Source organism: Sphingobium sp. AP50, assembly GCF_900109095.1.
In the GTDB taxonomy this organism is placed as follows: domain Bacteria; phylum Pseudomonadota; class Alphaproteobacteria; order Sphingomonadales; family Sphingomonadaceae; genus Sphingobium.
Genome location: NZ_FNYZ01000006.1, coordinates 183,216 through 206,862, shown reverse-complemented (window position 1 = coordinate 206,862; position 23,647 = coordinate 183,216). Strand labels below are relative to the sequence as shown.

The window sequence follows — 23,647 nt, the reverse complement described above, 5'->3', positions numbered from 1 at the left end:
GGGTGGCATCGTTCCCGGGGGCAAACCGGAGCGGACGATGGATAGCTTTTCATATCAGGCGAGGGTGGAGCAGCGACGGGAAAGCCGTTTCGCTGCGGATATCGACGCCATCCTGTGCTGGGACGGCGTCAGCCAGCCGGTCGTCATCCGCAATATTTCCATCTACGGCGCGCTGATCCTGGGGGGTTGGCTCCCCCCGGTAGGCCAGCGCGTGACGCTGATCGCTGAAGGCCTGGAAGTGTGGGGCACCGTGATCTGGGAAGCAGCGGACCGATGCGGCTTGCTGCTGAGCAGCGAAGTCGATCCGCTGGCGATCATCGGAAAAGCCGGTGGACGGTCTGAGGAACGGCCGACCATTACGCTGCATCAGATCGAACCGGGGCGTTACGCCTGACGATCCCCATTTTGAAATCAGGGATGTCGTCGGCAAGGCCTCAGAAAAGGCGTCGAGGATCGCTTGCCGCTCACCCATTGCCGGGCACTTGGAGCATCCAGCGTTTAATCTGACGCCTATTCTGCGGCCTTTATGGCGCCCCAGCATTCCACTGGAGAGCAGGAGGTCAGGAGTGCGCCAGAGTTGACGGATGGTTTGCGCGCCCATGCGCCGCAGAATAAGGCAAGAAAAGCGCGGGGTAGGACAGGCTAACAAAAAAGCACCCGGACCGTGTTTCACGATCCGGGTGCTTAATGGACGATTGCTCGTCTCCCCCTTGGCCTGCCTCAACCACTTCTCAGCCCCCTAAGCTCGAAGTGGGAAGCAGTATCCCTGAACCACGGCCTTTTACCTGTGCTTCGAGTGTCTTGCTATGACCGGCGCAGGCCGGTGTCACGGGCTAAATCAGGCCGCTGTGATTTTCCGTCCGCCCCTGTGGCGGTGATGCAACAATCTGGCAATGCTGGCGTTCATGCAAGCCCATCGCCTTGCCCTGTTTTCCGCCCATTGCGAGTCGCCGACTGTTCCAGCCACCGCCAGAATGCTCTAGACCCTCTCCAACATCCTTATCGAAGGGCCGTTCGCGCCACATGATTCTATCCCGTTACGAACGCATGATCGCCAAGCGCTACCTGCTGCCGGGCAAGGGGGAGGGTTTTATCTTCCTCGTCGCCGGTATCAGTCTGGTCGCGGTCATGCTGGGTGTCGCCGCGCTCATCATCGTCATGAGCGTCATGAATGGTTTCCGCGCGGAGCTGTTCGACAAGATTGTCGGCCTGAACGGCCATGCCGTGGTGCAGGGCTATGGCGGCCGCCTGCCCGACTGGCAGTCGGTGCTGAAGCAGACGAAGGCGACAGCCGGCGTCACCAGCGCCACGCCGATGATCGAGCAGCCGCTGGGCGCGATTTTTCAGGGCCGGTTCGAACCGGCCCTGATCCGCGGCATGACCGTGGCCGACATTCGCAACAACCAGACGATGAAGGCCAAGATCATCGGAGGCAGCCTGAACGCGCTGACGCCCAATGGCGGCAAGGTGGCGATCGGGTCGCGGCTGGCCGAGAATATGGGCTTGCAGATCGGTGATACCTTCACCGTCTATAACCCGGCGGGCCGGGCGACGCCGTTCGGCACGGTCCCGCGCGAGGTTGGCTATCAGGTCGCCTGCATCTTCGAAGTCGGCATCTATGATTATGACAAGGCGCTGGTCGTCATGCCGATCGAGGATGCGCAGACCCTGCTGCTGATGGGCGACATGGTCAGCATGATCGAGGTCGAGACGGTCAATGCCGACAAGGTCGGGCAGATATTGGAGCCGCTGGCGGCCAAGGTGGCGGGCCGGGCGGTCATCACCGACTGGCGGCAGATGAACAGTTCGCTGTTCGAGGCGCTGGCAGTGGAGCGGGTGGCGATGTTCGTCGTGCTGTCCATCATCGTGCTGGTGGCGGTGTTCAACATATTGTCGTCACTGATCATGCTGGTGCGCGCCAAGACGCGCGACATTGCGATCCTGCGGACGATGGGGGCGAGTCGCGGCGGGCTGGTGAAGATATTCATGACCGTGGGCGTGACGATCGGCACGCTGGGCATCGGGGCCGGGCTGGTGCTGGGCTTCGCCTTCCTGTTCTTCCGGCAGGGTATCGTGAACGTCATTCAGTTCGTGACGGGGCAGAATTTGTGGGACCCGTCCGTGCGGTTCCTCAGCGAATTGCCGTCCAAGCCCGATCCGGTGGAAATCACCGTGATCTGTGTGATGGCGCTGCTGTTCAGCTTCCTCGCGACCCTCTATCCGGCCTTCAAGGCTGCCAATACCGATCCGGTTCAGGTGCTGCGCTATGAATGATATTTTGAAGGTCAGCGGCCTGTCCCGCAGCTTCACCCAGGGTGAGGTTACAATCGACGTGCTGCGCGGCGTGGACCTGCGTGTCGGGCCGGGCGAGATCGTGGCGCTGCTGGGGCCATCAGGGTCCGGCAAGTCGACCCTGTTGCAGGCGGTCGGCTTGCTGGAAGGCGGGTTTGACGGATCGATCCGCATCAGCGGCGAGGAAGCGGCGAAGCTGGACAATGATGGGCGAACGCGGTTGCGCCGCGATGCGCTGGGCTTCGTTTATCAGTTCCACCATCTGCTGCCCGATTTCAACGCGACCGAGAATGTCGTTCTGCCGCAGGTGATCCGCGACATCGACATGGCGACGGCGCGGACGCGGGCGGAATCGCTGCTGACGTCGCTGGGGCTGGGGCATCGGCTGGACCATCGACCGAGCCAGTTGTCGGGCGGCGAGCAGCAGCGAGTCGCAGTCGCCCGTGCGCTGGCCAACCGGCCCGCGCTGGTGCTGGCGGACGAACCGACCGGCAATCTGGACGAACGCACGGCGGATATCGTGCTGGCCGAGTTTCTGCGGCTGGTGCGGCATGAAGGATCGGCGGCACTGGTCGCGACCCATAATGAGCGGCTGGCGCAGAAAATGGATCGGGTGGTCCGCCTGCACGAAGGGGTGCTGGAGACAGCTTGAACCTTCGTCGTCATTGCGAGCGCAGCGAAGCAATCCATGGCGTACCAGTGGATTGCTTCGCTGCGCTCGCAAAGACGAAGTGAAAGGCCAAGGGGTCAGGCGACCGCCGAAGCGCCATCCCGAACGGAGGCGACCAGTATCCGGTCGCGGCCTTCGGTCTTGGCGCGCAGGAGGGCGGCGTCGGCGGTCTGGAGCAGGCGGTCGGCGCGGCCATGATCGGGATAGGCGGCCAGGCCAAAGCTGGCGGTAATGGTCCCCAGTTCCTTGCCGCGATGTTCGATCCGCAAATCCTGAATGCGGCGCTGGATCTGCGCCGCGCGGCCCAGCGCCTGATCCAGGCTGAAACCGGGCATCAGCACCACGAATTCCTCGCCGCCCAGACGGAAGGCATGGCCGTTTTCGCGCAGCGCATCGGCCAGCACATTGCCGACACCGCGCAGCACGGCGTCCCCGGCATCATGGCCATAATCGTCATTGAACCGCTTGAAATGATCGATGTCGACCATCAGGCAGGCAAGCGGCGTCAGATTGCGTTCCGCTTCGCCCACCAGCGTCTGGAGCATCGCGTCGAACTGGCGGCGATTGGGCAGGCCGGTCAGCGCATCGGCCATCGCCATGTCGCGCAGGACATCGCGCAGACGCAGATTGGCGAGCGCCAGCCCGATATTTTCCGCCAGCATTTCCAGATATTTGCCGGTGCGTTCCAGATGATCGGCGCGGGCGCCGGTCGGCTCCTCATAATAGAGCATGCCGATGCTTTCCCCCTGCGCCGCGAGCGGGATGCAGATGGTGCTGACGGCCGAGGATGCGCCCAGATGCTCGCAGGGAATGTCGACCATCTCACCGGCCGGCCGATGGGTCTGGCCGCGTCGCAGCGCCCAGCAGGCCGAGGGCGGAAATTCGATGCGGGAATAAGCGGGCGAGAGCCAGTCGCAGGCCTGCACCATGGCGTTGCGGCGTATGTCGTGGATGTAGAGGCGGCCGGGGAAATCGGGGGCGATTTCCGGGGCGAAACGACGCACGACGTCGACCAGATCGGCGCTGCTGTCGCAGCCCTGAAGCCGCTGGGTCAGGCGCGAGAGCAGGTCGCGCATCATGCGGTCGGCATCCCGTTCCTGTTCCAGCCTTTGCCGTTCCAGCCCGTTTTCGCGGAAGATGCGGATCGCCTGTGCCATGTCGCCGATTTCGTCGACCTGATGGAATTCGGGCGGAATAGCCTCGAAATCCTGCGCGGCGAGGCGGGTCACGACGTCGCTGAGGCGCACCACCGGATGCAGGATGCGCTGTTTGAGGACGAAATAGAGGACGCACAGGAACAGGAGGGCGGTGATGCCCAGCATCACTTCCGACACGCTGCGCCATTGGCGGGCGGTGTCGGTGGCGCGGATGACCGCCTGCTCGGTCCGCTGGTCGAGCATATATTGGAACTGGCCGACCTGCGCCGCGACCCGATCCAGCTCCCGACCATATTCGTCGCCGAACAGGATCGTGCGGCCGGTCTTGTCGTCGCCTGCCTGCGCGGCGCGGATGGCGGCGTCCTGTTCGTCGGTCAGCGCGTCGGCCCAGTGCAGCCCCTGACGCAAGGCGGCCAGTTCGCTTTCATTGGCGCCGGCGTCGCGCAGATGGGCGATGCGCTGCTCGACTGAACGAAGCGCTTCCCGCTCACGGCGATAGACGATCAAATGGCTGGGATCGCCGCTGATGACATAGCCACGCGCCTGTTCGGTGAGGCGATAGACGTCCTCTTCAAGGCTGGCGGTCAGTTGGTCGAAGCTGGCGCGCTGGGCCACGGCGGCACGCTCCGTTTCCTCCGCGCCGGATGCCATCAACATGGTGGCGCCCGAAGCGAGGGTCAGGATGACGGTGGCGCCATAGGCCCAGTTGGTGATGGTGGACAAACGCATGACAGCAGACCTTAGCCTGAAACTGGTTGGCAATTGCTTAAAATGCGACTGGTCCGCTTTCCGCACCTTACCCACAGATTTCTTGGGACTGGGGCTGGGCCGAATCGCGAGGCGTCCCTAGATTGTCATGATGCCTCATACTGCCTTCGTTCCGCTTCGTGTTTTTTCCTCCTTCACCATGCTGGAAGGGGCGATCGATCCCAAGAAGATCGCGAAACAGGCCAAGGCGCTGGGCTTCCCGGCGGTGGCGATCACCGACCGCAACGGGCTTTATGGCTCCATGGCCTTTTCCGACGGGTGCAAGGATGAAGGTGTGCAGCCGGTCGTCGGCGCGATGCTGGGCCTGTTGCGGCCCGGTCGCCCCGCCAATGCGCCGCCGGTGCATGACTGGATCGCCCTCTATGCGCAGGATGCGGCGGGCTATGACAATATCTGCGCGCTCGTTTCCATGGCGCATCTGGACCGGCCGGTCGAGGAAGTCCCCCATGTCACGATCGAGGCACTGGAGGGGCGGACCGATGGCGTCATCGCGCTGACGGCGGGTGGCGAAGGCGCGCTGGCACGGCTCTTCGCCGAGGATCAGCCGGACGCGGCCGTCGCCTATGTCGAGCGGCTGGAGGCGCTGTTCCCCGATCGGCTCTATATCGAAATCTGTCGGCGGCTGGACGCGGTGGAGGGCAAGGCGGAGCCGCAACTGCTGGACATGGCTTATGACCGGGGTCTGCCGCTGGTGGCGACCAACCCGACCTGCTTTGCCGAACCGGATTTCCATGCGGCGCATGACGTGATGCTGTGCATCGCCGACAGCGCCTATGTCGAGACGCCGGACCGCCGTACCAGCTCGCCCGACGCCTGGATGAAGCCGGCCGCAGAAATGAAGCGGCTGTTCGAGGATCTGCCCGAGGCGCTGGCCAATACGCTGGTCGTCGCACAGCGCTGCGCGGTGATGGCGCCCAAGCGCAAGCCGATCCTGCCGAGCCTGGCCGGCGATATCGAGGGCGAGGCGACGATGCTGCGCGATCAGGCGACGGCAGGGCTGGAAATGCGGCTGGAAAAGGCCGGGATCATCGGGGCGGAGGCGCGCGCACCCTATTTCGACCGGCTGAAGTTCGAGACGGACATCATCATCCAGATGGGGTTCCCCGGCTACTTCCTGATCGTGGCCGACTTCATCAAATGGGCCAAGGATCATGATATTCCGGTCGGGCCGGGCCGTGGATCGGGCGCGGGGTCGCTGGTCGCCTGGGCGCTGACCATCACGGACCTTGATCCGTTGCAGTTGGGGCTGCTGTTCGAACGCTTCCTGAACCCGGAACGTGTGTCGATGCCCGACTTCGACATCGACTTTTGCGAAACGCGGCGCGGCGAGGTGATCCGCTACGTCCAGCAAAAATATGGCGCGGACCATGTGGCGCAGATCATCACCTTTGGTAAGCTGAAGGCGCGCGCGGTGCTGAAGGACACCGGACGCGTGCTCCAGATGAGCTATGGGCAGGTCGACCGGCTCGCCAAGCTAGTGCCGAACCATCCGACCGATCCCTGGACGCTGGAGCGATCGCTGAACGGCGTGTCGGAGTTCAAGGCGGAATATGACAATGACAATCAGGTCAAGCGCCTGATCGACTATGCGATGAAGCTGGAAGGCTTCCCGCGCCACAGTTCCACCCACGCGGCGGGTGTGGTGATCGGCGACCGGCCGTTGCAGCAACTGGTGCCGCTCTATCGCGATCCGCGATCCGACATGCCGGTGACGCAGTTCGACATGAAATATGTCGAAGGCGCGGGGCTGGTGAAGTTCGACTTTCTGGGTCTGAAGACGCTGTCCGTCTTGCAGAAGGCGGTGCAGTTGCTGGCAGGACGTGGGGTGACCGTGGACCTCGACACGCTGGCATGGGACGACAGCGCGGTCTACGAGCTTCTCCAGCGCGGCGACACGGTGGGCGTGTTCCAGCTGGAATCGGAAGGCATGCGCAAGACGCTGGCCGCTGTGCGTCCGACCAATTTCGGCGACATCATCGCGCTGGTGTCCCTCTATCGCCCCGGCCCGATGGACAATATCCCGATGTTCGGCCGTCGTAAGAACGGGCAGGAAGAGATTGAATATCCTCATATTCTCCTGAAACCGATCCTTGAAGAAACCTATGGCATCTTCGTCTATCAGGAACAGGTGATGCAGGCCGCGCAGATCCTGGCGGGCTATTCGCTGGGTGACGCCGACCTTCTGCGCCGCGCCATGGGCAAGAAGGTGAAGGCGGAGATGGACGCGCAGCGCTCCCGCTTCGTGGAGGGCTGCGCGAAGAGCGACATCAAGCCGGCCAAGGCGAACGAACTGTTCGACTTGATCGACAAGTTTGCGGGCTATGGTTTCAATAAATCGCACGCGGCGGCCTATGCGCTGCTCGCCTATCAGACGGCGTGGCTGAAGGCCCATTATCCGGCAGAATTTTATGCCGGGTCGATGGCCTTCGATATCCATCTGACCGAAAAGCTGACCGTCTTCGTCGACGATATGCGGCGCATGGGGATGACATGCCTGCCGACCGACCTCAACCGCAGCGAGGCGGACTTTACCGTCGAAGCGGTGCCCTATGAGGGCGAGGACGCCCGGCTGGGCTTTGCCGTGCGCTATGCGCTCGGCGGGCTTAAGGGCGTGGGCGAAAAGGCGATGGAGCAGCTTGTCGAGGAACGCGACAAGGGCGGGCCGTTCAAGTCGCTGGACGACTTCGCCGACCGGATCGAGCCGCGGATGCTGAACCGGCGGCAGCTGGAAAGCCTTGCGGCGGCGGGTGCCTTCGATGGCATCCATGCCGATCGGGCGGGCGTACATGCGGCGGCGGAAACGATCCTGTCGGTGGCGTCCAGCAATGCGGCAGCGCGCGAGAGCGGGCAGGGCGGCCTGTTCGGCGACGTAGAGACGACCTATGCCGATGTGCGCATCCCGCCGCATCAGGCATGGACCGTGGCGGACCGCATGGCGCAGGAAAAGGAGGCGTTCGGCTTCTATTTCTCGGCCCATCCGGTCGATCGCTACAAGCATCTGGCCGATGCGCGGGGCGCGAAAAGCTATGGCCTGGTCTGCCAGTCGCCCATGCCCGCGCCCAATGCCGAAGGGCGGGCGATGACGATCATGGCGGCCATGGTGGAGGATGTGCGCTGGCGCGAGACGAAGCGCGGGGCGCGCTATGCCAATGCGACCTTCTCCGACCAGAGCGGCCAGTTTCAGGCGAGCTGCTTCGACGAGGAGGCGTGTAAGGCGATCGAACTGCTGGCGGCGGATGGCGATTGCGCGTTGCTGGTGGTGGAACTGGACCGCTTGCCGGGTGAAGAAACGCCGCGCGTCACCGTGCGCGGGGTGGAAGCCTTCCGGACGATCGCCAGCGCATCGCGCATGGAACTGGTGGTCGATGTGGAGACGGTCGAGGCTGTCAAGGCGCTGGCGGCCTTGCTGGCCGGTGCGGAAGCTGGACGCAGCGAGGTCTTCCTGCGCGCGCCGCTCGGCGACGGGCAGGCGGCGCGGGTCTTTCTGGGCGACAATTATAGCCTGGGCGCGGATCAGGTGGACGCGATCGCCACCATCAAGGGGCTGAGTATCCACCAGTTCGAGCGGATGGACGTGAAGGCTGATGGCTACAAGACGCGGACGCGGCGATCGGGCATGCGGCTGGTGGGGTGATGGACGAGCCGCGCAAGGGCTGGGCCTATCGCAGACGATCCCGTGCGGTATCGGATGACGCCGGGCGAGTGGAAGCGCCGGCGTTTCGATCCGATAACGACCTGCATCAATGGCGCTATGAATGGGGTGGGATGGCGGCGATAGCCTCGGCGATGATCACAGCCTTTGAAGTGTGGGACGTGCCGCTCCGTTTTTGGCCGTTGCTTCTGGTGCCGGTGATCGGGATGTTTCTGCTATCTCGATGGCAGGCGCGGCACTATCGACGTCGGGGCAAGCGTTTCAGCCATTATGAGGATGATCGGCTGAGCCGTTGACGGGGCTGGTTGTGCGGATTGCGTAGCTATCGCCTGCAAGTGTAGCGCCGTAGGCAGTGCATATAGTTCACGCGGAGGCGCGAAGACTCGGAGCAGATGCGCGCGCCCTCCGCGTCTTCGCGTGATAAAATGAAGAAAATTTCGCGCAGAGGCGCAGAGAGCGCCGAGACGGTTGCCATTCTTGCTCTGCGTTCTCCGCGCCTCTGCGCGAATATAATATGCGACGTTAGCGTAAAACGAGCCGTTGCGGGCATGGTCATTGCGTAGCATCATGGGTTGATGGAGCTAAGATATCGTCACGCTGAACTGCTTTCCGGCGACGCAATGATGCGCCTTGCAATTTATGACCGTGCCGATTTGCGATATCAGATCGTAGAAGAGCGTGTGCGAAGCTATGAGGCAAACGATGAGTGGCATCCTGATGATGTGCCCTTTCCGTGTGATACAAATTGGGAGCCCTTCTGGCAGATACAGGCTGAACCCCGGATCGGCGTCTTTGAGACAATGGACGATGCCTTGAGAGAAGCGAAACTGCTGCTCGCAAATGCCAGATAAACATCCGTAAAAAGCTAAAACAACCGCATCTGCGCGCCTTCGGGCGGGCGGAACAGGTCGGTGCGCAGGACCAGCTTTTCCGCGCCCAGCCCGGCGCGTTTGCGGGCTTTGCTGAAGCGGGTGCGGATGAGGTCGGCCCAGACGCCTTGCCCGCGCATGCGCGTGCCGAAATCCGGATCATTGTCACGCCCGCCGCGCATGTCGCGGATGATGGCCATCACCTTGCCCGCGCGGTCGGGATAATGGGTGTCGAGCCAGGCGCGGAACAAAGGCGCCACTTCATGCGGCAGGCGGACGGGGATATAGCTGACCTCCCGCGCGCCGGCCTGCGCGGCGCGGGCGACCAGCGCCTCAATCTCATGATCGGTGATCGCCGGGATGACGGGCGATATGCTGGCGGTGACGGGGATGCCGGCGTCTGCCAGCTTGCGGATCGCCTCCAGTCGCCGCAGCGGATGCGGCGCGCGCGGCTCCAGCGTGCGGGCGACTTTCGGGTCTAGCGATGTCACCGACAGCATCACCGCCACCAGCCGGTCGCGCGCCAGATCGGCGAGCAGGTCGATATCGTGCAGGATGCGGTCCGACTTGGTGGTGATGAAGGTCGGATGGCGGGTTTCGACCAGAAGTTCCAGGATCGACCGGGTGATGCGCCAGTCCTTTTCGATCGGCTGATAGGGATCTGTATTGGTCCCCATCGCGATCGGCGCGACGGCATAGTTGCGCTTCGACAGTTCGGCGCGGAGCAGCTTTGCGGCATCGGGTTTGGCGAACAGCTTCGTCTCGAAATCCAGACCGGGCGACAGGTCATGATAGGCGTGGCTGGGCCGGGCAAAACAATAGATGCAGCCATGTTCACAACCCGCATAGGCATTGATGGATTGCGAAAAGCCGATGTCCGGCGATGCGTTGCGGGAAATGATCGTCCTGGGTGTGAGCGTCAGGACGGTGGTGCGCAGCTTGGGTGCCGGGCCATCGATCTGTTCCATCGCATCGAGCCAGTCGCCATCGACCTCACTCTGGTTGAGGTTGAAGCGGTTACTGGTCAGGTTCTGCGTCGCGCCGCGACCGCTGTGATGGGGCATTGACGAAAAAGAACATATATAGAACAAAATTGCAATAGGGGGCCTGTTGCTTTACAATCGGCAGCGTCAACTAGGCCCCGTTCATTTCGCCCAGATAAAGCGCGCAACTGCCATCGAGAGGGCGAACAGGAACGCATAGCCGAACCGGTCCAATGCGACGATGGTTGCGCCTTTCTTGCTCCTCTTCCGTCCGATCAGCATCATGATCAAGCCAGCGATCGTCGGTGTCAGGATGAGATTTGCCAACCGATAATCGGGATTGGAAATGGCGGAATGCGGGAGGATCAAAAGGCTGATCCCGCCGGCAATCGCACCCCAAAGGATGAAGCCGATGGTGGATAGAACAGAATTTCTGGGCCTTTTGAACGTGTCGCCGAGGCTGTGCATTCCCAGTTCGGCCAGACATTCGAAAGTCAACTGAAGGAGCATCTCTCCGAGAAATTGGAATATGATCTCAAAAATAAATTCCACAGCCGCCGCCCGCTCTCATTCGAAGACGATTTGCATGGCGGTTATTGTTTTGACAAGCAGCAACGCCAAAGTGGCGTTTTCCGCCAGTCGAAGTGCGGCAGGCCCGGCCCGAACGATCGGTCAGACTTGCCCTATCTCTCCATCAGACGCGGCATCAGTTCCACGAAATTGCAGGGGCGGAAGCGGCTGTCGAGTTGGGTGACGAGGATGCCGTCCCACGCGTCCTTTACCGCGCCGGTCGAGCCGGGCAGCGCGAAGATATAGGTGCCGCGTGCGACGCAGGCGGTGGCGCGGGACTGGATGGTCGATGTGCCGATGCTCTGATAGCTGAGCCAGCGGAACAGTTCGCCAAAGCCGGGGATTTCCTTGTCCTGCACCTGGGCCAGCGCTTCGGGTGTGACATCGCGGCCGGTGACGCCGGTGCCGCCGGTCGTCAGGATCACGTCGATGTTGGGATCGTCGATCCAGGCGTGCAGACGGGCGACGATCGCGCTCTTGTCGTCCCGTTCGATATAGCGGGCGGCGAGGATATGGCCGGCGCTTTCCAGCCGCTCCACCAGCGCGTCGCCGGAGCGATCTTCGGCAAGGCCGCGCGTGTCGGACACGGTGAGAACGGCGATGCGGACGGGCAAGAAGGCCCGACTCTCATCGATCGGCATCAGTCGGAGCCGCCACCCATGGAACTGCGACCGTCGGCCTTGCTCAGGCGGACCATCTTCGCACCCTTGGCATTGGGGAAGGTCGGCCACAGACCCTGCGCCATGCCGGTCAGGCAATCGGCGCTGCCCTTCGCCTGCAACTGGTACATCCAGTAGTTGCGCATGACGATGTTCACATAGGCGCGGGTTTCATAATAGGGTAGCGATTCCATGAAGAGCAGCGGATCGCCCTTGTCATGGACCTGCGTGTTCCAGCGTTCGACCGGCTGCGGCCCGGCATTATAGGCGGCCATCACCTTGGGCAGCAGGCCGCCGGTCGCGTTCATGTCGCGCAGCGATTCCAGATAGCGCTGGCCATATTCCATATTGGTCGACGGCACGAAAAGCTGGGCGGCGTTGGACAGGCCGACATCGCCGGCCGTGCCGGGGCGCACCTGCATCAGGCCGCGCGCGCCGGCGCTGCTGACGACATCGGAGCGGAAACCGGATTCCTGAAGCGTGTGGGCGTAGATCAGCGAGGGATCGACGCGCCAGCCGCCATCGGGGCGCCAGTCGGGCGCGGGGAAGCGGGCGAAGCTGCCAGGCTGGGTGCCGGCGGGGCCATTATGGGCGAGATAGAGCTGCGTTGCGGGCAAATTGAGCGCGCTGGCGAGGCGCAGCAGGGCGTCATATTGATCGGTGCCGCCGATCTTCGCCTGATAGCGGAGCAGTTCGTCGGCCCGGCCATTTTCGCCGATCGCCGACAGGGCAATGGCGGCGCGGGCATTGGGGCTGCTGCGGAGCTTCTGCCATTCCAGCGCGCCGAAGCGGCTGCCGACGGGGCCACCGGCGAAGGTCATGCCCAGCGATTCCTTGGCCAGCAGGCCGTAGAAGGTTTCGTCGGAGCGGGCCGCCTGCTTCAGGTAATTTTCGACCTTCTCCGCCTCACCGCAGACCATATAGGCGCGCGAGGCCCAATAGGCGCCGGCCGATCGCATGTCCGCATCGCCCGCCATGGCGGCGACATTGGCGAAGGCAGGGGCAGCGGCGCGGCAATCATTCTGGCGCCAAGCCGCCAGCCCGGTGGTCCAATAGGCCTGGACAGTCCAGTCGCCGCCGGCGCGGATTTCGAGCGCGCGCGCGGCCATGCGGCGGGCGTTTACATCGTCATTTTCGATATAATAGGCCCAGGCGACACGCTGGCGCACTTCGGTCAGGCCTTCGGGCGTCAGGCCCGCTTCGCCGGTGCCCAGCAAGCCTTCGGCGCCGATCGGATCGTCATTCTTGATATAATTCTGGATTTGTCCGGCCAGTGCCTGCGCGGCGACATCGGTCTTGACCGCAGCGACATATTGGCGGCGGGGGGCGGAACCCAGCCAGACCATCTTCTGGATCTGCGGCAGGGTCGGCAGGATGGTGGCCCCGCGACGCTGGGCGAGGCGGGAAAGCTGGTCGGCCTTGGGCAGCCAGGCGGCCTTGTTGATCAGGTCGAGCAGGTCGAACAGTTCGACGCGCGGCGATCCCTTGGCCAGATAGAGTTCGGACAGGGCGAGCGGGCGGACCGCGTCCTGGCTGTCGAGCGCGGCGATCATCGCCTTGGCATCGTTCCACTGCTGGGCGGAGATGGCGGTGAAGATGGCACGATAGCGGGCCTTGTCGCCGTCGCTGATCTGAAGGGGGGAAGCTTCGGCCGTCGAGAGGGCCGGAAGGACCGGGGCGGTATCGGCCAGCGCCGGAGCAGTCGCGGCCAGGCCCATGCTAATAAGGGCCGTAGCCATAAACATTGGGCGGGAAATTTTGGTCGCGGCGCGAATCACGGACGGGCTTCCTCGATCAGGCTTTGAAGGGCACGCCAGCATTCCGCCTTGGCCGCCGGCTGGCTGAGCAGCAGGCGCGGATGAAATGTGGCGATGGCGGGCACAATGCCGCCTTCATGATTAAAATCGCGTAAACTATTTGCCGGGGTTCCACCGTCCGTCGGCATCAGCGCACGGATCGTCCGGTCGCCAAGCAGCAGCAGGCGGCGCGGCCGGGCAAGCTGAACATGGGTGCGCATCCGATCGGCGGCGTTGGTCAGGTCGCTCGCCTCCACCATGCCGCCGGGTGGACGCGCAAAAAAGAGCGATGCGACATAGACTTGCGCCCGATCGAGGCCGATCGCGCGGAGCATCGCATCGAACAGCGCGCCGGCCCGATCGGCGAGTAAAGCGCCGGCATCGACATCGGCGGGGTCTGGCATGTCGGTGATGATCATCAACGGGGCTTCCGCCGCGCCGGACGGATAAATTGCCCGCGCCGGCCATCGCCGTTCGGGATGGGCCGAATCACTTTCCAGCCACAGGCGAAAGGCAGAAAGGTCTTTTGGTCTGGCCGGAACCAATGCTGGCGCTGAGGCTTGAACAGATGGGGTGGATGCACCGGAAACCACCGTCGGCGCAGAGCGCAGCCAGTCAACCGGTGCTTCCGTTACGGCGCTATCCACGCCGGCAAGCTGCCACCACGCCAGATAGGCGTCGGCGGCCAGCGCCGCATTGTCCTGCATTGATCCCCGCATCGCATTTCCTTGGGCCAGAGGTTGACGAGGGGGTCAAGCTGCTTCATCGCCCTAAATGGTAAACTGTTGTACTAATGCGGCGATTGGATGAGACGGGGTGCAGCCCGCCGGTCGCGATATGGAGGGAAGAATGAGCGAACGGGATTCGATGCCCTATGACATCGTCATCGTCGGTGGGGGACCGGCTGGACTGTCTGCTGCTATCCGGTTGAAGCAACTGGCGAATGAAGCCGGGACCGAGTTGGCGGTGTGTGTGCTGGAAAAGGGGTCCGAAATCGGTGCCCATATCCTGTCAGGCGCGGTGATCGATCCCAAGGCTCTGGACGAATTACTCCCCGAATGGCGCGAAATGGGCTGTTCGCTTGCGCAGGTTCCGGTCACGGATAACCAGCATTGGATGCTGACCAAGACCGGCAAGATCGCCATGCCGCATATTATGACGCCGGGCTGGATGCACAATAAAGGCACCTATACCGGATCGCTGGGCAACCTCTGCCGTTGGCTGGGCGAGCAGGCCGAAGGACTGGGCGTGGAAATCTTCCCCGGCTTCGCGGCGGCGGAAATCCTCTATAATGAAGATGGCAGCGTGAAGGGCGTGGCCACCGGCGACATGGGCATCGCCCGCGATGGCGAGCATAAGGGCGATTACCAGCCGGGTCTGGAACTCCATGCCCGCTACACCTTCTTTGCCGAGGGCGCGCGCGGCCACCTGACCAAGATATTGAAGCGCCAGTTCGCGCTGGACGCCGACAGCGAGCCGCAGGTCTATGGCCTGGGCATGAAGGAATTGTGGGATATCGATCCCGCCAAGCATCAGCCGGGTCTTGTCATCCACTCGCAGGGATGGCCGCTAACCGACGCATATGGCGGCGGTTTCCTTTATCATCAGGCCGATGGTCAGGTGGCTTTGGGCTTTGTGGTGGGGCTGGGTTATCGCAATCCGCATCTCTATCCGTTCGAGGAATTCCAGCGCTGGAAGCGGCATCCGGAAATCCGCAAATTCCTCGAAGGCGGCCGCCGCGTTTCCTATGGCGCGCGCGCGATCAACGAGGGCGGCTGGCAGTCGATCCCCAAGCTGGCCTTCCCCGGCGGCGCGCTGATCGGCTGTTCGGCGGGCTTCGTCAACGTGCCCCGGATCAAGGGTACGCATACCGCCATGAAGTCGGGCATGCTGGCGGCGGAAGCGGCCTTTGCAGCAGTGCAGGCCGATCGCACCGGCGATGTGCTGGACGATTATGAAGCGACGCTGCGGTCGAGCTGGATCGCGACTGAACTGCAACTGGTGAAGAATGCCGAACCACTGCTGTCCAAGTTCGGCAATACGATCGGCACGCTGCTGGCAGGCATCGACATGTGGATGCGCACGCTCAAGATCGGCCTGCCCTTCACGATGAAGCACAAGCCCGACAATGAGAAGATCTGGCGCAAGGACCAGTGCGAGAAGATCGCCTATCCCAAGCCCGACAATGTGATCAGCTTCGACCGGCTGACATCGGTGTTCCTGAGCAACACCAATCATGAGGAAGACCAGCCGGTCCACCTGCAACTGAAAGACCCGTCGGTCCCGATTTCCTATAATCTGCCCCTTTATGACGAGCCGGCGCAGCGTTATTGTCCCGCAGGCGTCTATGAAGTGGTCGGTCAGGAAGAGGGCGATCCCAAATTCCAGATCAACGCGCAGAATTGCGTCCATTGCAAGACGTGCGACATCAAGGACCCGACCCAGAATATCAACTGGGTCGTTCCCGAAGGCGGCGGAGGACCGAATTATCCCAATATGTAAGCGCCTGATCCTTGTCGCCCTGCTGGCCGCGCCGGTCGCGGCCGGGGCATCGGTCGATCAGCCCGGCCCGCTGCACGCTTATGCGCGGGCGCGGCTGGCCGATGGTGACGGGGCGCTGGGACTGGCGGTGACTAGCTATCGCGACGCGCTGGATCAGGACCCGGCGCGGATCGAGATTGCCCGCCGATCCTATGTCCAGGGCGTGGAGAGCGGGGACCGGGCGCTGGCGCTGCGGTCCGCCGCGCTGCTGGATCAGGCGGGCATGTTGTCGCGCGACGGCACGCTGCTGATGATCGGCGAGGCGATGTCCCGCAAGGATTGGGCCGGCGCCCGGACGCTGACCGACCGGATGGCGGAGGAGGGCAATTTCGCCTTCATCGCGCCGATCATTCGCAGCTGGATTTCGATCGGGGAAGGTGATTATGCGCCGCCGGTGATCGACAATAGAGATCGCTTCGCCTCGCTGGGGCTGCGCTATACCGACGAACATATCGCGTTGCAGGCGCTGGCGCGGCGTGACCTGACCACAGCGGTGCCGGCGATCCGGCGCGCTCTGTCGGTGCGGAGCAGCGATGGCGGCGCGCTGCGCCTGACCTTTGCTGCGCAACTGGCGGCGCAGGGCGCGAAGGCCGAGGCGCTGATGCTGCTGCCGGTCGGCAGCGCGAATTTCGCGCAGGCGCGGGTGGCGATCGAGAAGGGCAAGGGGCTGAAGGCGATCGGCGCGCCGGTAACGCCCGCGCAGGGCTTTGCCCGGCTGTTGTCGCGGCTGGCGGTGGACGTCGGGTCGGACACGGCCGGGGGCACGCTGGCGCTGCGACTGGCGCGGATGGCGACCTTTGCCGATCCGACCGGGGCGGAAACCCATATGGTGGCGGCCCGGCTGCTGACGGGGCAGGGCTATACGGCGGGCGCGGTTGCGGAGGCGGGCAAGGTGCCGCCCAAAAGCTGGCATGCGCAATTGGCGCAGGCCGAACTGATCGATGCGCTGGCGGCCAATGGCGACAGGAACACGGCGCTGACGCTGGCCCGCGCCCAGGCGGCGGCGCCCGGTGCGGAGACGGAGCGGCAGGTGCGGCTGGGCCGGTTGCTGGCGGATGGTGGCGATTATACCGGTGCTGCGGCGGCGTTCCGCGTGGCGCAGGGCGGCTATGCCCCCGGCGAAGCGCCCTGGACGCTGTTGCTGTTCGAAGGGACGGCGCTGGATCAGGGCAAGCGCTGGGACGAGGCGCGCGCCGTGCTGGAACAGGCAGCGGCGATGGCGCCCAATGAGCCGCTGATCCTCAATTATCTGGGCTATGCGCAGATCGAGCGGCGGCAGAATGTCGATGCCGCGCTGGAACTGATCAGGAAGGCAAGCGCCCTCAAGCCGCAGGATGCGTCGATCACGGATTCGCTGGGCTGGGCGCAATATGTGACCGGGGACGTGACGGCGGCGGTGCCGGTGCTGGAGCGTGCGGCGGCGGGCGCCCCGTCCGACAGCACGATCAACGAACATCTGGGCGATGCCTTATGGACTGCCGGGCGCCGATATGAGGCGCGCTATGCCTGGGCGGCGGCTTCCGTCTATGCCGAGGGGGATGTCGCCGCGCGACTGGCGGCCAAGAGCAAGGAAGGGCTGAAGCCCGAATATGCCGCACCCTGATCCCGTTGTCGACGCGGCCACGCTGGCCGAAACCGCTTATGCCAAGGTCAATGTCGCGCTGCATGTGCGGGCGCGGCGGGACGATGGCTATCATGCGCTGGAAAGCCTGTTCGTATTTGCCGAGCATGGCGACCGCTTGACGGGCGAGGCGAGTGATGACGGCGCGATCGACCTGCTGATCGACGGACCATTCGGCGCGGGGCTGGAGGCTGGCCCCGGCAATCTGGTGATGCGGGCGGCGCGGGCGCTGCAATCCTATCTGGGGCAGCAGCGGGGTGCCGTGATCAGGCTGACCAAGAACCTGCCTGTCGCATCGGGCATCGGGGGCGGATCGGCGGATGCAGCGGCGACGCTGCGACTGCTGGTGCGGCTGTGGGATGTGCGGATCGAACCGGAGGAACTGACCGCGCTGGCGCTGGATCTGGGATCGGACGTGCCGGCCTGCGTCGCGAGCGTGACGCAGCTTGTCACCGGGCGGGGCGAGCATCTGGTGCGGCATGCGGTAGACGGGCTGGAAGGGCTGCCGATGCTGCTGGTCAATCCGGGCATGGGCGTGTCTACGGCGCGCGTCTTTGCCGGATGGGACCGGCAGGATCGCGGGCCGCTGGATGCCGGGAGCCTCGATACCCTGATAGAGATGGGTCGTAATGATCTGGAAAATCCGGCAATATTGGCTGAACCGGTGATTGCCGAAGTGCTGACCGCGCTGGACGGCGCGGAGGGGCGGTTGCTGGCGCGCATGTCTGGATCGGGGGCGACCTGTTTCGCCCTATTCGCCGATGCGGCGGCGATGGCACGGGCGGCGGCAGCCATTGCGGCGGCGCATCCGGGCTGGTGGGTGATGGAAACGAGGATCAGGAGTATATGAGCGAGGCTTTCACCCGGATCGATGGCGGCGACCTGAACCTGCTGATCATCGCCGATCATGCGTCGGCCCATGTGCCGACCGACATCGATCTGGGCATCGATCCCGCGCTGCTCAGAGAGCATATCGCCATCGATATCGGGGTGGCGGAAGTGAGCGGGTTGCTGGCCGCGCAACTGGGCTGCACGGCGATATTGGGCGGGGTGTCGCGGCTGGTGATCGACCTCAATCGGGAGGAGGATGCGACGGGCCTGTTGCCGGTGATGAGCGACGGCCATGCCATCCCCGGCAATCGCGAAGCCGATCTGGCCGACCGGATGCTGCGTTTCCACCATCCCTATCATCATCAGGTCGCGGCGCTGCTGGACGGCATGACGTCACCCTTCATCCTGTCGGTGCACAGCTTCACCCCGCGTCTGGCGAGCGATCCGGCGCAGCAGCGGCCATGGGATATCGGCATTCTCTATAATCAGGATGATCGCGCGGCGCGGATCGCCATCCCCTTGCTGGAGGCGGCGGGGCTGAAGGTTGGCGACCAGCTGCCCTATTCCGGGCAATTGCTGAATGCGACGATGAACCGCCATGCCGAAGCCAATGGCATCCCCTATCTGGGGATCGAGATGCGGCAGGATCTGGTGGGCGATGCGGCCGGGCAGAAACGCTTTGCCGATATCCTTGGCCCGATCGTGCTGGAATGCCGGAGTCGGCTGGCATGAGGCGGCTGGCGCCGATGCTGCTACTGGCGCTGCTGGCTGGTTGTGGCGAGCAGGCGTCGAAGCCGGGCAATCAGGCGGCGGGTGCGCAGGCGCCGGTCGATGATGGCAAGGCGGATTGCATCACCGGCCAGTCTGAAGAGTGGGCGCATGATTGCCTGATCGAGCGGCAGGGCGACCAGTTGACGATCCGCCACCCCGACGGCGGTTTCCGCCGCTTTCGCGTGCTGGCCGACGGGCGCGGGCTGGAGGCGGCGGACGGCGCGGAACCGGCAAAGCTCAAGATCACCGGCAAGCAGCAGATCGAGGTGGCGACCGGGGACGACCGCTATCGCCTGCCCGCGCAGATTGCCGGATCGCGCTGATGCATGGCGGCCCGATCCTGACGGCGGCGCAGATGCGCGCGGCGGAACAGGCGGCCTTCGATGCAGGCGTCGATGACTATGGCCTGATGGAGACGGCGGGCGCGGCGGCGGCGGAAATCATCTGGCGCGCGGGGCATAAACGCGACACGCTGATCCTGTGTGGGCCGGGCAATAATGGTGGCGACGGCTTCGTGATTGCGCGGATATTGCGCGATCGCGGCGTGCCAGTGCGGGTGGCGACGCTGGGCGAGAGTCGCACGCTATCGAGCCAGCGCGCGCGGGTGGCATGGGGCGGGCCGGTAGAGGATATGATGACGGCGGCGCCTGCGACGCAACTGGTCGATGCGCTGTTCGGCACCGGCCTGACGCGCGGGCTGGATAGCGCAGTGGCGGAGCGGCTTTGTTCGCTGGTCGAGGCTGCGGCGTACAGCCATGCCGTCGACCTGCCGAGCGGGGTGGAGACGGATAGCGGGGCTTTGCTGTCCTCCGTACCGCGTTTTGGGACGACTATCGCTTTGGGGGCATGGAAGCCCGCCCATCTGTTGCAGCCGGCGGCGCGGCATATGGGGCGACTGGTGCTGGCGGATATCGGCATCGCTGTGCCGAGTGCGGTGCATCAACTGGGTGCGCCGGTGCTGGAGGCGCCGGGGGCAGAGGCGCATAAATATACGCGTGGATTGGTCGCGGTGGTTGGCGGGGAGATGCCGGGCGCCGCTTGCCTGTCAGCAGAAGCAGCCGCGCGGTCGGGGGCTGGCTATGTCAGGTTGATCGCTGATACGCCTGTGCCCGTCCTGAGCCGTGCTATCGTGCAAAGCGCATCCCTGGACTTTAATCGTGCCAAGGCCATCCTGATCGGACCCGGACTTGGTCGGAACCCTTCCGCCTGGGAAAGGCTGGCTGCGGCAACTGGGGCGAATATCCCCTTTGTGGCCGATGCGGATGCCTTATGGCTGTTCGCGGAAATGGGGTTCGGGGACTTGCCCTCCCCCGCGATCGTGACGCCGCATGAAGGTGAGTTCGACCATATGTTCGGCGACGATGTCGGCAACAAGATTGACCGGGCACTGGCGGCGGCGGCACGAAGCGGTTCCGTCGTTGTCTACAAGGGCGCGGACAGCGTGATCGCCGCGCCGGATGGGCGGGCGGCGGTTGCGAGCGGCGCGTCACCATGGCTGTCGACCGCAGGCACGGGCGATGTGCTGGCGGGCCTCGCTGCCGGGCGGCTGGCGGTGACAGGCGATCCGTTCCGCGCGGCTTGCGAGGCGGTGTGGCTGCACGGAGAGGCGGCGCGGCGGGCCGGTGCGGCTTTTGTCGCGGATGATTTGCTTCGCATGCTGCCAGCGGCTATCGCCGCGCGATTGTGACAGACAGCGAAATAGACAGCATCATCCGCGTCGCCGCCAAGGGCGATGGCGTCACGGCCGACGGCCGCCACTTTCCCCTGACAGCGCCGGGCGACTGGATCAGGCCGGACGGAAGTGTCGCATTCGGTGTCCACCATGCCGTGCCGCCCTGTAGCCATTTCCCGGCCTGCGGCGGGTGCCAGCTCCAGCATCTGGACGAGGAAAGCTATGCCGATTTCGTGACGGCGCGCGTCACCGGCGCGCTGGCCGGGCAGGGCATCACACCCGGAACGGTGCTGCCGCTCCATATTTCGCCGCCGATGACGCGGCGGCGCGCGTCGTTGCGCGCGGCGCGGGCGGGCAGGAAGATTACCATCGGCTTTGCGGAGGAGGGCAGTCACAAGCTGATCGACCTGCAAATGTGCGCGGTGCTCGATCCCCGGCTGTTCGCGCTGCTGGCGCCGCTGCGCGATCTGCTGGGCCTGATCCTGCCGGACAAGCGGGCGGCGCATGTGCGCATGTCGCTGATCGACCAGGGTGTCGACCTGTTGCTGGAGGGCGTGAAGGTCGCCGGGCTGGCAGCGGATGAAGGGCTGGGCGATTTCGCGCGAACGCACGGGCTGGCGCGGCTGACGATCGATGAAGGCGATGGCCCGCAGACGCGCTGGGAGCCGGAGGCGGCGACGATCAGCTTTGGCGGCGCGGCGGTAGGTTTCCCGCCCTTCTCCTTCCTTCAGGCCACGCCAGATGGTGAGGCGGCGCTGGTCGGCGCGGTGCGCGATGCGCTGCCGGGAACGGGTGCGATCGCGGACCTGTTCTGCGGGCTTGGCACCTTTGCGCTGGCGCTGGGCGCGAAGCGGCCGGTCTATGCAGCGGAGGGCGCGCGTGACGTGATCCTGTCGCTGAAACTGGGCGCGGCGCGGGCGCAGCGGCGGCTGGTGGCGGATCATCGCGATCTGTTCCGGCGGCCGTTGACGCCGGAGGAACTGAACCGCTTTGCCGCGATCATACTGGACCCGCCGCGCGCCGGCGCGAAGGAACAGGTGTTGCAGATCGCAGCGTCGGCGGTGCCGCTGGTCGCCTATGTGTCCTGCAATCCCGCCAGCTTTGCGCGCGATGCGGCGCATCTGGTGGCGGCGGGCTATGTGCTGGAAAGCGTTAAGCCCGTAGGGCAATTCCGCTGGACCACCCATGTCGAACTGGTGGGCATTTTCCGGCGATAACTTGCCAGTTTCGTCATTGCGAGCGCAGCGAAGCAATCCACTGGAGCACCGATGGATTGCTTCGCTGCGCTCGCAACGACGGAGTGAATTGATCGCAGGCAAAGAAAATCCCTCGCCGCCAAGGGGGAGCGGCGAGGGATAGCATTCTCTCCTGCGGGGCGGTTAGCCCAGCTTGATGACAGTTGCGCGACGGCGCGGCGCGACGGTTTCGGCATAGAGGCTGGCCATCGGCTCATCTTCCACTTCGATCGTCGATTCCGACGTGAAGCCGTTGAAGCCGGTGCGCATCGCCGCGCCATAGGCGCCGAGCATGCCGATTTCGATATAGTCGCCGACCTTCACGTCATCAGGGAGCATGAAGGGGCCGACCATATGGTCCATATCGTCGCAGGTCGGACCGTAGAAGGAGAAGGCGGTCATCTCCTCCTCGCTCTCTTCCTCGCGCAGCAGAGCCACGGGGAAGCGCCAGCCGATATGCGCGGCGTCGAACAGCGCGCCATAGGCGCCGTCGTTGATGTAGAGTTCGGTCCCGCGGCGACGTTCGACGCGCACGATGATCGAGCTATATTCCGCCGACAGCGCGCGGCCAGGTTCGCACCACAATTCCGACGAATAGCTGACCGGCAGGCTTTCGAAACCACGGTGGATCGCTTCGAAATAATTTTCGAGCGCGACGGGCTCCATGCCCGGATAGATGGACGGGAAGCCGCCGCCGACATCGATGATGTCGACCGTGACGGCTGCGTCCACGATCGCGGCGCGCACGCGCTCGATCGCATCGCTATAGGCCTGGGGGCTCATGGCCTGGCTGCCGACATGGAAGCAGATGCCCAGCGCATCGGCGGCCTGACGGGTGGCCATCAGCAGTTCGCGGGTTTCGCCCAGTTCCGCGCCGAACTTCGACGCGAGGCTGAGTTCCGAATGTTCGGACGAGACGCGCAGACGAACGCACAGCTCCAGATCGGTCGCGTCGCCGGTGGCGCGCATGATCTTTTCCAACTCCTCGATCGTGTCGAGCGAGAAGGTGCGCACGCCATAATCATGATAAGCCAGCGCAATCGCTTCCTCGGCCTTGACCGGGTGCATGAAGCACAGCTTGACATGGTCTTCGCCCGCCAGCGTCTCGGCGACCAGACGCACTTCCGCGATCGAGGCCACGTCGAAATGCGTGATGCCCGATGCGTACAGCGTGCGGATCAGATCAGGAGACGGATTGGCCTTCACCGCATAGAGCGAGCGACCCGGAAACTTCTCCGTAAAGAAGCGGGCGGCCCGAGCAGCGGCTTCGGGGCGAATCAGCGTTACCGGTGCTGCCGGTGTGAGGGTGGTCGCTACCCCCAGCGCGCTAGGATGCTTGTGCAATTCAAGGGACCTCCAGTGTAGTTCAGGGCGAAAAAGCTGCCTTGCGGTGGAAGTCCCATGGGGCAGCGGACGGTCGATATATGCGGAGGGGTCCCCCCTGTAAAGCACGCATCTCAAATTTGTTGCGCACCCTGCCATGAACCGTGCTGGAGTGTGGGTGAGGTGTTGAAAAGAAAGGAAATTTCTATCGGGCGGAAGATGCTTTCCGCCCGATTA

General features: G+C 64.2%; 20 protein-coding genes. 13 read left to right on the top strand and 7 right to left on the bottom strand.

Going from position 1 to position 23,647, the window contains the following annotated elements:
• Nucleotides 1-37 precede the first annotated feature (37 nt).
• From BMY84_RS12845 to BMY84_RS12835, 3 genes are all read left to right on the top strand, one after another.
• Complete coding sequence (locus BMY84_RS12845) at nucleotides 38-394, top strand: PilZ domain-containing protein (protein WP_093084342.1); 357 nt, start codon at nucleotides 38-40, stop codon at nucleotides 392-394.
• Nucleotides 395-1,023: 629 nt separating this feature from the next.
• The gene (locus BMY84_RS12840; RefSeq protein WP_093084340.1) at nucleotides 1,024-2,274 is read left to right on the top strand and encodes a lipoprotein-releasing ABC transporter permease subunit; all 1,251 of its coding nucleotides are present in this window, start codon (nucleotides 1,024-1,026) and stop codon (nucleotides 2,272-2,274) included.
• A complete protein-coding gene (locus tag BMY84_RS12835) occupies nucleotides 2,267-2,944 on the top strand; it encodes an ABC transporter ATP-binding protein (RefSeq protein ID WP_093084339.1) in 678 nt (225 codons plus the stop codon). Before BMY84_RS12840 ends, BMY84_RS12835 begins: the two co-directional genes overlap by 8 nt.
• 95 nt (nucleotides 2,945-3,039) lie before the next feature.
• On the opposite strand, the gene BMY84_RS12830 is transcribed toward BMY84_RS12835, so the two are convergent.
• A complete protein-coding gene (locus tag BMY84_RS12830) occupies nucleotides 3,040-4,848 on the bottom strand; it encodes a diguanylate cyclase (protein WP_093084337.1) in 1,809 nt (602 codons plus the stop codon).
• A 130-nt stretch (nucleotides 4,849-4,978) separates the two neighbouring features.
• On the opposite strand from BMY84_RS12830, the gene dnaE reads away from it, so the two are divergent.
• The 3 genes from dnaE to BMY84_RS12815 all read left to right on the top strand — a co-directional run bounded on the left by dnaE (nucleotide 4,979) and on the right by BMY84_RS12815 (nucleotide 9,390).
• Nucleotides 4,979-8,521, top strand: coding sequence for a DNA polymerase III subunit alpha (dnaE, locus tag BMY84_RS12825; RefSeq protein ID WP_093084410.1), 3,543 nt, complete (start codon nucleotides 4,979-4,981; stop codon nucleotides 8,519-8,521).
• Nucleotides 8,521-8,835 carry a hypothetical protein gene (locus BMY84_RS12820; protein ID WP_093084335.1) on the top strand — a complete coding sequence of 105 codons (315 nt, stop codon included), beginning with the start codon at nucleotides 8,521-8,523 and terminating at the stop codon, nucleotides 8,833-8,835. Before dnaE ends, BMY84_RS12820 begins: the two co-directional genes overlap by 1 nt.
• Nucleotides 8,836-9,159: 324 nt before the next feature.
• Nucleotides 9,160-9,390 carry a hypothetical protein gene (locus tag BMY84_RS12815; RefSeq protein ID WP_143075036.1) on the top strand — a complete coding sequence of 77 codons (231 nt, stop codon included), beginning with the start codon at nucleotides 9,160-9,162 and terminating at the stop codon, nucleotides 9,388-9,390.
• Between the two features lie 14 nt (nucleotides 9,391-9,404).
• Here the strand turns inward: BMY84_RS12815 and BMY84_RS12810 are convergent, their stop codons facing one another.
• The 5 genes from BMY84_RS12810 to BMY84_RS12790 all read right to left on the bottom strand — a co-directional run bounded on the left by BMY84_RS12810 (nucleotide 9,405) and on the right by BMY84_RS12790 (nucleotide 14,135).
• Nucleotides 9,405-10,472, bottom strand: a complete 1,068-nt coding sequence (locus tag BMY84_RS12810) for a PA0069 family radical SAM protein (RefSeq protein ID WP_093084332.1) — start codon at nucleotides 10,470-10,472, stop codon at nucleotides 9,405-9,407.
• A gap of 81 nt (nucleotides 10,473-10,553) precedes the next feature.
• Nucleotides 10,554-10,943, bottom strand: a complete 390-nt coding sequence (locus BMY84_RS12805) for a hypothetical protein (RefSeq protein WP_093084331.1) — start codon at nucleotides 10,941-10,943, stop codon at nucleotides 10,554-10,556.
• 131 nt (nucleotides 10,944-11,074) lie between these two features.
• Nucleotides 11,075-11,602, bottom strand: a complete 528-nt coding sequence (gene moaB, locus BMY84_RS12800) for a molybdenum cofactor biosynthesis protein B (RefSeq protein WP_093084329.1) — start codon at nucleotides 11,600-11,602, stop codon at nucleotides 11,075-11,077.
• Entirely contained in the window at nucleotides 11,602-13,398 is a 1,797-nt protein-coding gene (locus tag BMY84_RS12795) for a lytic transglycosylase domain-containing protein (protein WP_093084328.1), read from the bottom strand. Before BMY84_RS12795 ends, moaB begins: the two co-directional genes overlap by 1 nt.
• Nucleotides 13,395-14,135 (bottom strand): uracil-DNA glycosylase family protein, encoded by a 741-nt coding sequence (locus BMY84_RS12790; RefSeq protein ID WP_256215227.1) that lies wholly within the window; start codon nucleotides 14,133-14,135, stop codon nucleotides 13,395-13,397. Before BMY84_RS12790 ends, BMY84_RS12795 begins: the two co-directional genes overlap by 4 nt.
• 130 nt (nucleotides 14,136-14,265) lie before the next feature.
• Here BMY84_RS12790 and BMY84_RS12785 point away from each other — a divergent pair, with 130 nt between their 5' ends.
• The 7 genes from BMY84_RS12785 to BMY84_RS12755 are packed head-to-tail and all read left to right on the top strand — an operon-like array spanning nucleotide 14,266 to nucleotide 22,069.
• Complete coding sequence (locus BMY84_RS12785; protein ID WP_093084324.1) at nucleotides 14,266-15,918, top strand: electron transfer flavoprotein-ubiquinone oxidoreductase; 1,653 nt, start codon at nucleotides 14,266-14,268, stop codon at nucleotides 15,916-15,918.
• Between the two features lie 19 nt (nucleotides 15,919-15,937).
• Nucleotides 15,938-17,560 (top strand): tetratricopeptide repeat protein, encoded by a 1,623-nt coding sequence (locus BMY84_RS12780; RefSeq protein WP_093084408.1) that lies wholly within the window; start codon nucleotides 15,938-15,940, stop codon nucleotides 17,558-17,560.
• Nucleotides 17,547-18,428: a 4-(cytidine 5'-diphospho)-2-C-methyl-D-erythritol kinase gene (locus tag BMY84_RS12775; RefSeq protein ID WP_093084323.1), complete on the top strand. Its 882-nt coding sequence runs from the start codon at nucleotides 17,547-17,549 to the stop codon at nucleotides 18,426-18,428. The genes BMY84_RS12780 and BMY84_RS12775 overlap by 14 nt, the downstream gene beginning before the upstream one ends.
• Nucleotides 18,425-19,141 carry an N-formylglutamate amidohydrolase gene (locus BMY84_RS12770; RefSeq protein WP_093084321.1) on the top strand — a complete coding sequence of 239 codons (717 nt, stop codon included), beginning with the start codon at nucleotides 18,425-18,427 and terminating at the stop codon, nucleotides 19,139-19,141. The genes BMY84_RS12775 and BMY84_RS12770 overlap by 4 nt, the downstream gene beginning before the upstream one ends.
• Nucleotides 19,138-19,503 carry a hypothetical protein gene (locus BMY84_RS12765; protein ID WP_093084407.1) on the top strand — a complete coding sequence of 122 codons (366 nt, stop codon included), beginning with the start codon at nucleotides 19,138-19,140 and terminating at the stop codon, nucleotides 19,501-19,503. Before BMY84_RS12770 ends, BMY84_RS12765 begins: the two co-directional genes overlap by 4 nt.
• The gene (locus tag BMY84_RS12760) at nucleotides 19,503-20,867 is read left to right on the top strand and encodes an NAD(P)H-hydrate dehydratase (RefSeq protein ID WP_177204001.1); all 1,365 of its coding nucleotides are present in this window, start codon (nucleotides 19,503-19,505) and stop codon (nucleotides 20,865-20,867) included. The genes BMY84_RS12765 and BMY84_RS12760 overlap by 1 nt, the downstream gene beginning before the upstream one ends.
• Entirely contained in the window at nucleotides 20,864-22,069 is a 1,206-nt protein-coding gene (locus BMY84_RS12755) for a class I SAM-dependent RNA methyltransferase (RefSeq protein ID WP_093084320.1), read from the top strand. Before BMY84_RS12760 ends, BMY84_RS12755 begins: the two co-directional genes overlap by 4 nt.
• A gap of 162 nt (nucleotides 22,070-22,231) precedes the next feature.
• Here BMY84_RS12755 and BMY84_RS12750 read toward each other — a convergent pair whose 3' ends face one another.
• Nucleotides 22,232-23,431 carry a type III PLP-dependent enzyme gene (locus BMY84_RS12750; RefSeq protein WP_093084318.1) on the bottom strand — a complete coding sequence of 400 codons (1,200 nt, stop codon included), beginning with the start codon at nucleotides 23,429-23,431 and terminating at the stop codon, nucleotides 22,232-22,234.
• Nucleotides 23,432-23,647 lie beyond the last annotated feature (216 nt).

Excerpts from the sequence above, each read along its gene's own strand:
- BMY84_RS12845 (WP_093084342.1), top strand. The coding sequence starts at position 38 with ATGGATAGCTTTTCATATCAGGCGAGGGTGGAGCAGCGACGGGAAAGC.
- BMY84_RS12840 (WP_093084340.1), top strand. The coding sequence starts at position 1,024 with ATGATTCTATCCCGTTACGAACGCATGATCGCCAAGCGCTACCTGCTG.
- BMY84_RS12835 (WP_093084339.1), top strand. The coding sequence starts at position 2,267 with ATGAATGATATTTTGAAGGTCAGCGGCCTGTCCCGCAGCTTCACCCAG.
- BMY84_RS12830 (WP_093084337.1), bottom strand. The coding sequence starts at position 4,848 with ATGCGTTTGTCCACCATCACCAACTGGGCCTATGGCGCCACCGTCATC.
- dnaE (WP_093084410.1), top strand. The coding sequence starts at position 4,979 with ATGCCTCATACTGCCTTCGTTCCGCTTCGTGTTTTTTCCTCCTTCACC.
- BMY84_RS12820 (WP_093084335.1), top strand. The coding sequence starts at position 8,521 with ATGGACGAGCCGCGCAAGGGCTGGGCCTATCGCAGACGATCCCGTGCG.
- BMY84_RS12815 (WP_143075036.1), top strand. The coding sequence starts at position 9,160 with ATGATGCGCCTTGCAATTTATGACCGTGCCGATTTGCGATATCAGATC.
- BMY84_RS12810 (WP_093084332.1), bottom strand. The coding sequence starts at position 10,472 with ATGCCCCATCACAGCGGTCGCGGCGCGACGCAGAACCTGACCAGTAAC.
- moaB (WP_093084329.1), bottom strand. The coding sequence starts at position 11,602 with ATGCCGATCGATGAGAGTCGGGCCTTCTTGCCCGTCCGCATCGCCGTT.
- BMY84_RS12790 (WP_256215227.1), bottom strand. The coding sequence starts at position 14,135 with ATGCGGGGATCAATGCAGGACAATGCGGCGCTGGCCGCCGACGCCTAT.
- BMY84_RS12785 (WP_093084324.1), top strand. The coding sequence starts at position 14,266 with ATGAGCGAACGGGATTCGATGCCCTATGACATCGTCATCGTCGGTGGG.
- BMY84_RS12775 (WP_093084323.1), top strand. The coding sequence starts at position 17,547 with ATGCCGCACCCTGATCCCGTTGTCGACGCGGCCACGCTGGCCGAAACC.
- BMY84_RS12770 (WP_093084321.1), top strand. The coding sequence starts at position 18,425 with ATGAGCGAGGCTTTCACCCGGATCGATGGCGGCGACCTGAACCTGCTG.
- BMY84_RS12765 (WP_093084407.1), top strand. The coding sequence starts at position 19,138 with ATGAGGCGGCTGGCGCCGATGCTGCTACTGGCGCTGCTGGCTGGTTGT.
- BMY84_RS12760 (WP_177204001.1), top strand. The coding sequence starts at position 19,503 with ATGCATGGCGGCCCGATCCTGACGGCGGCGCAGATGCGCGCGGCGGAA.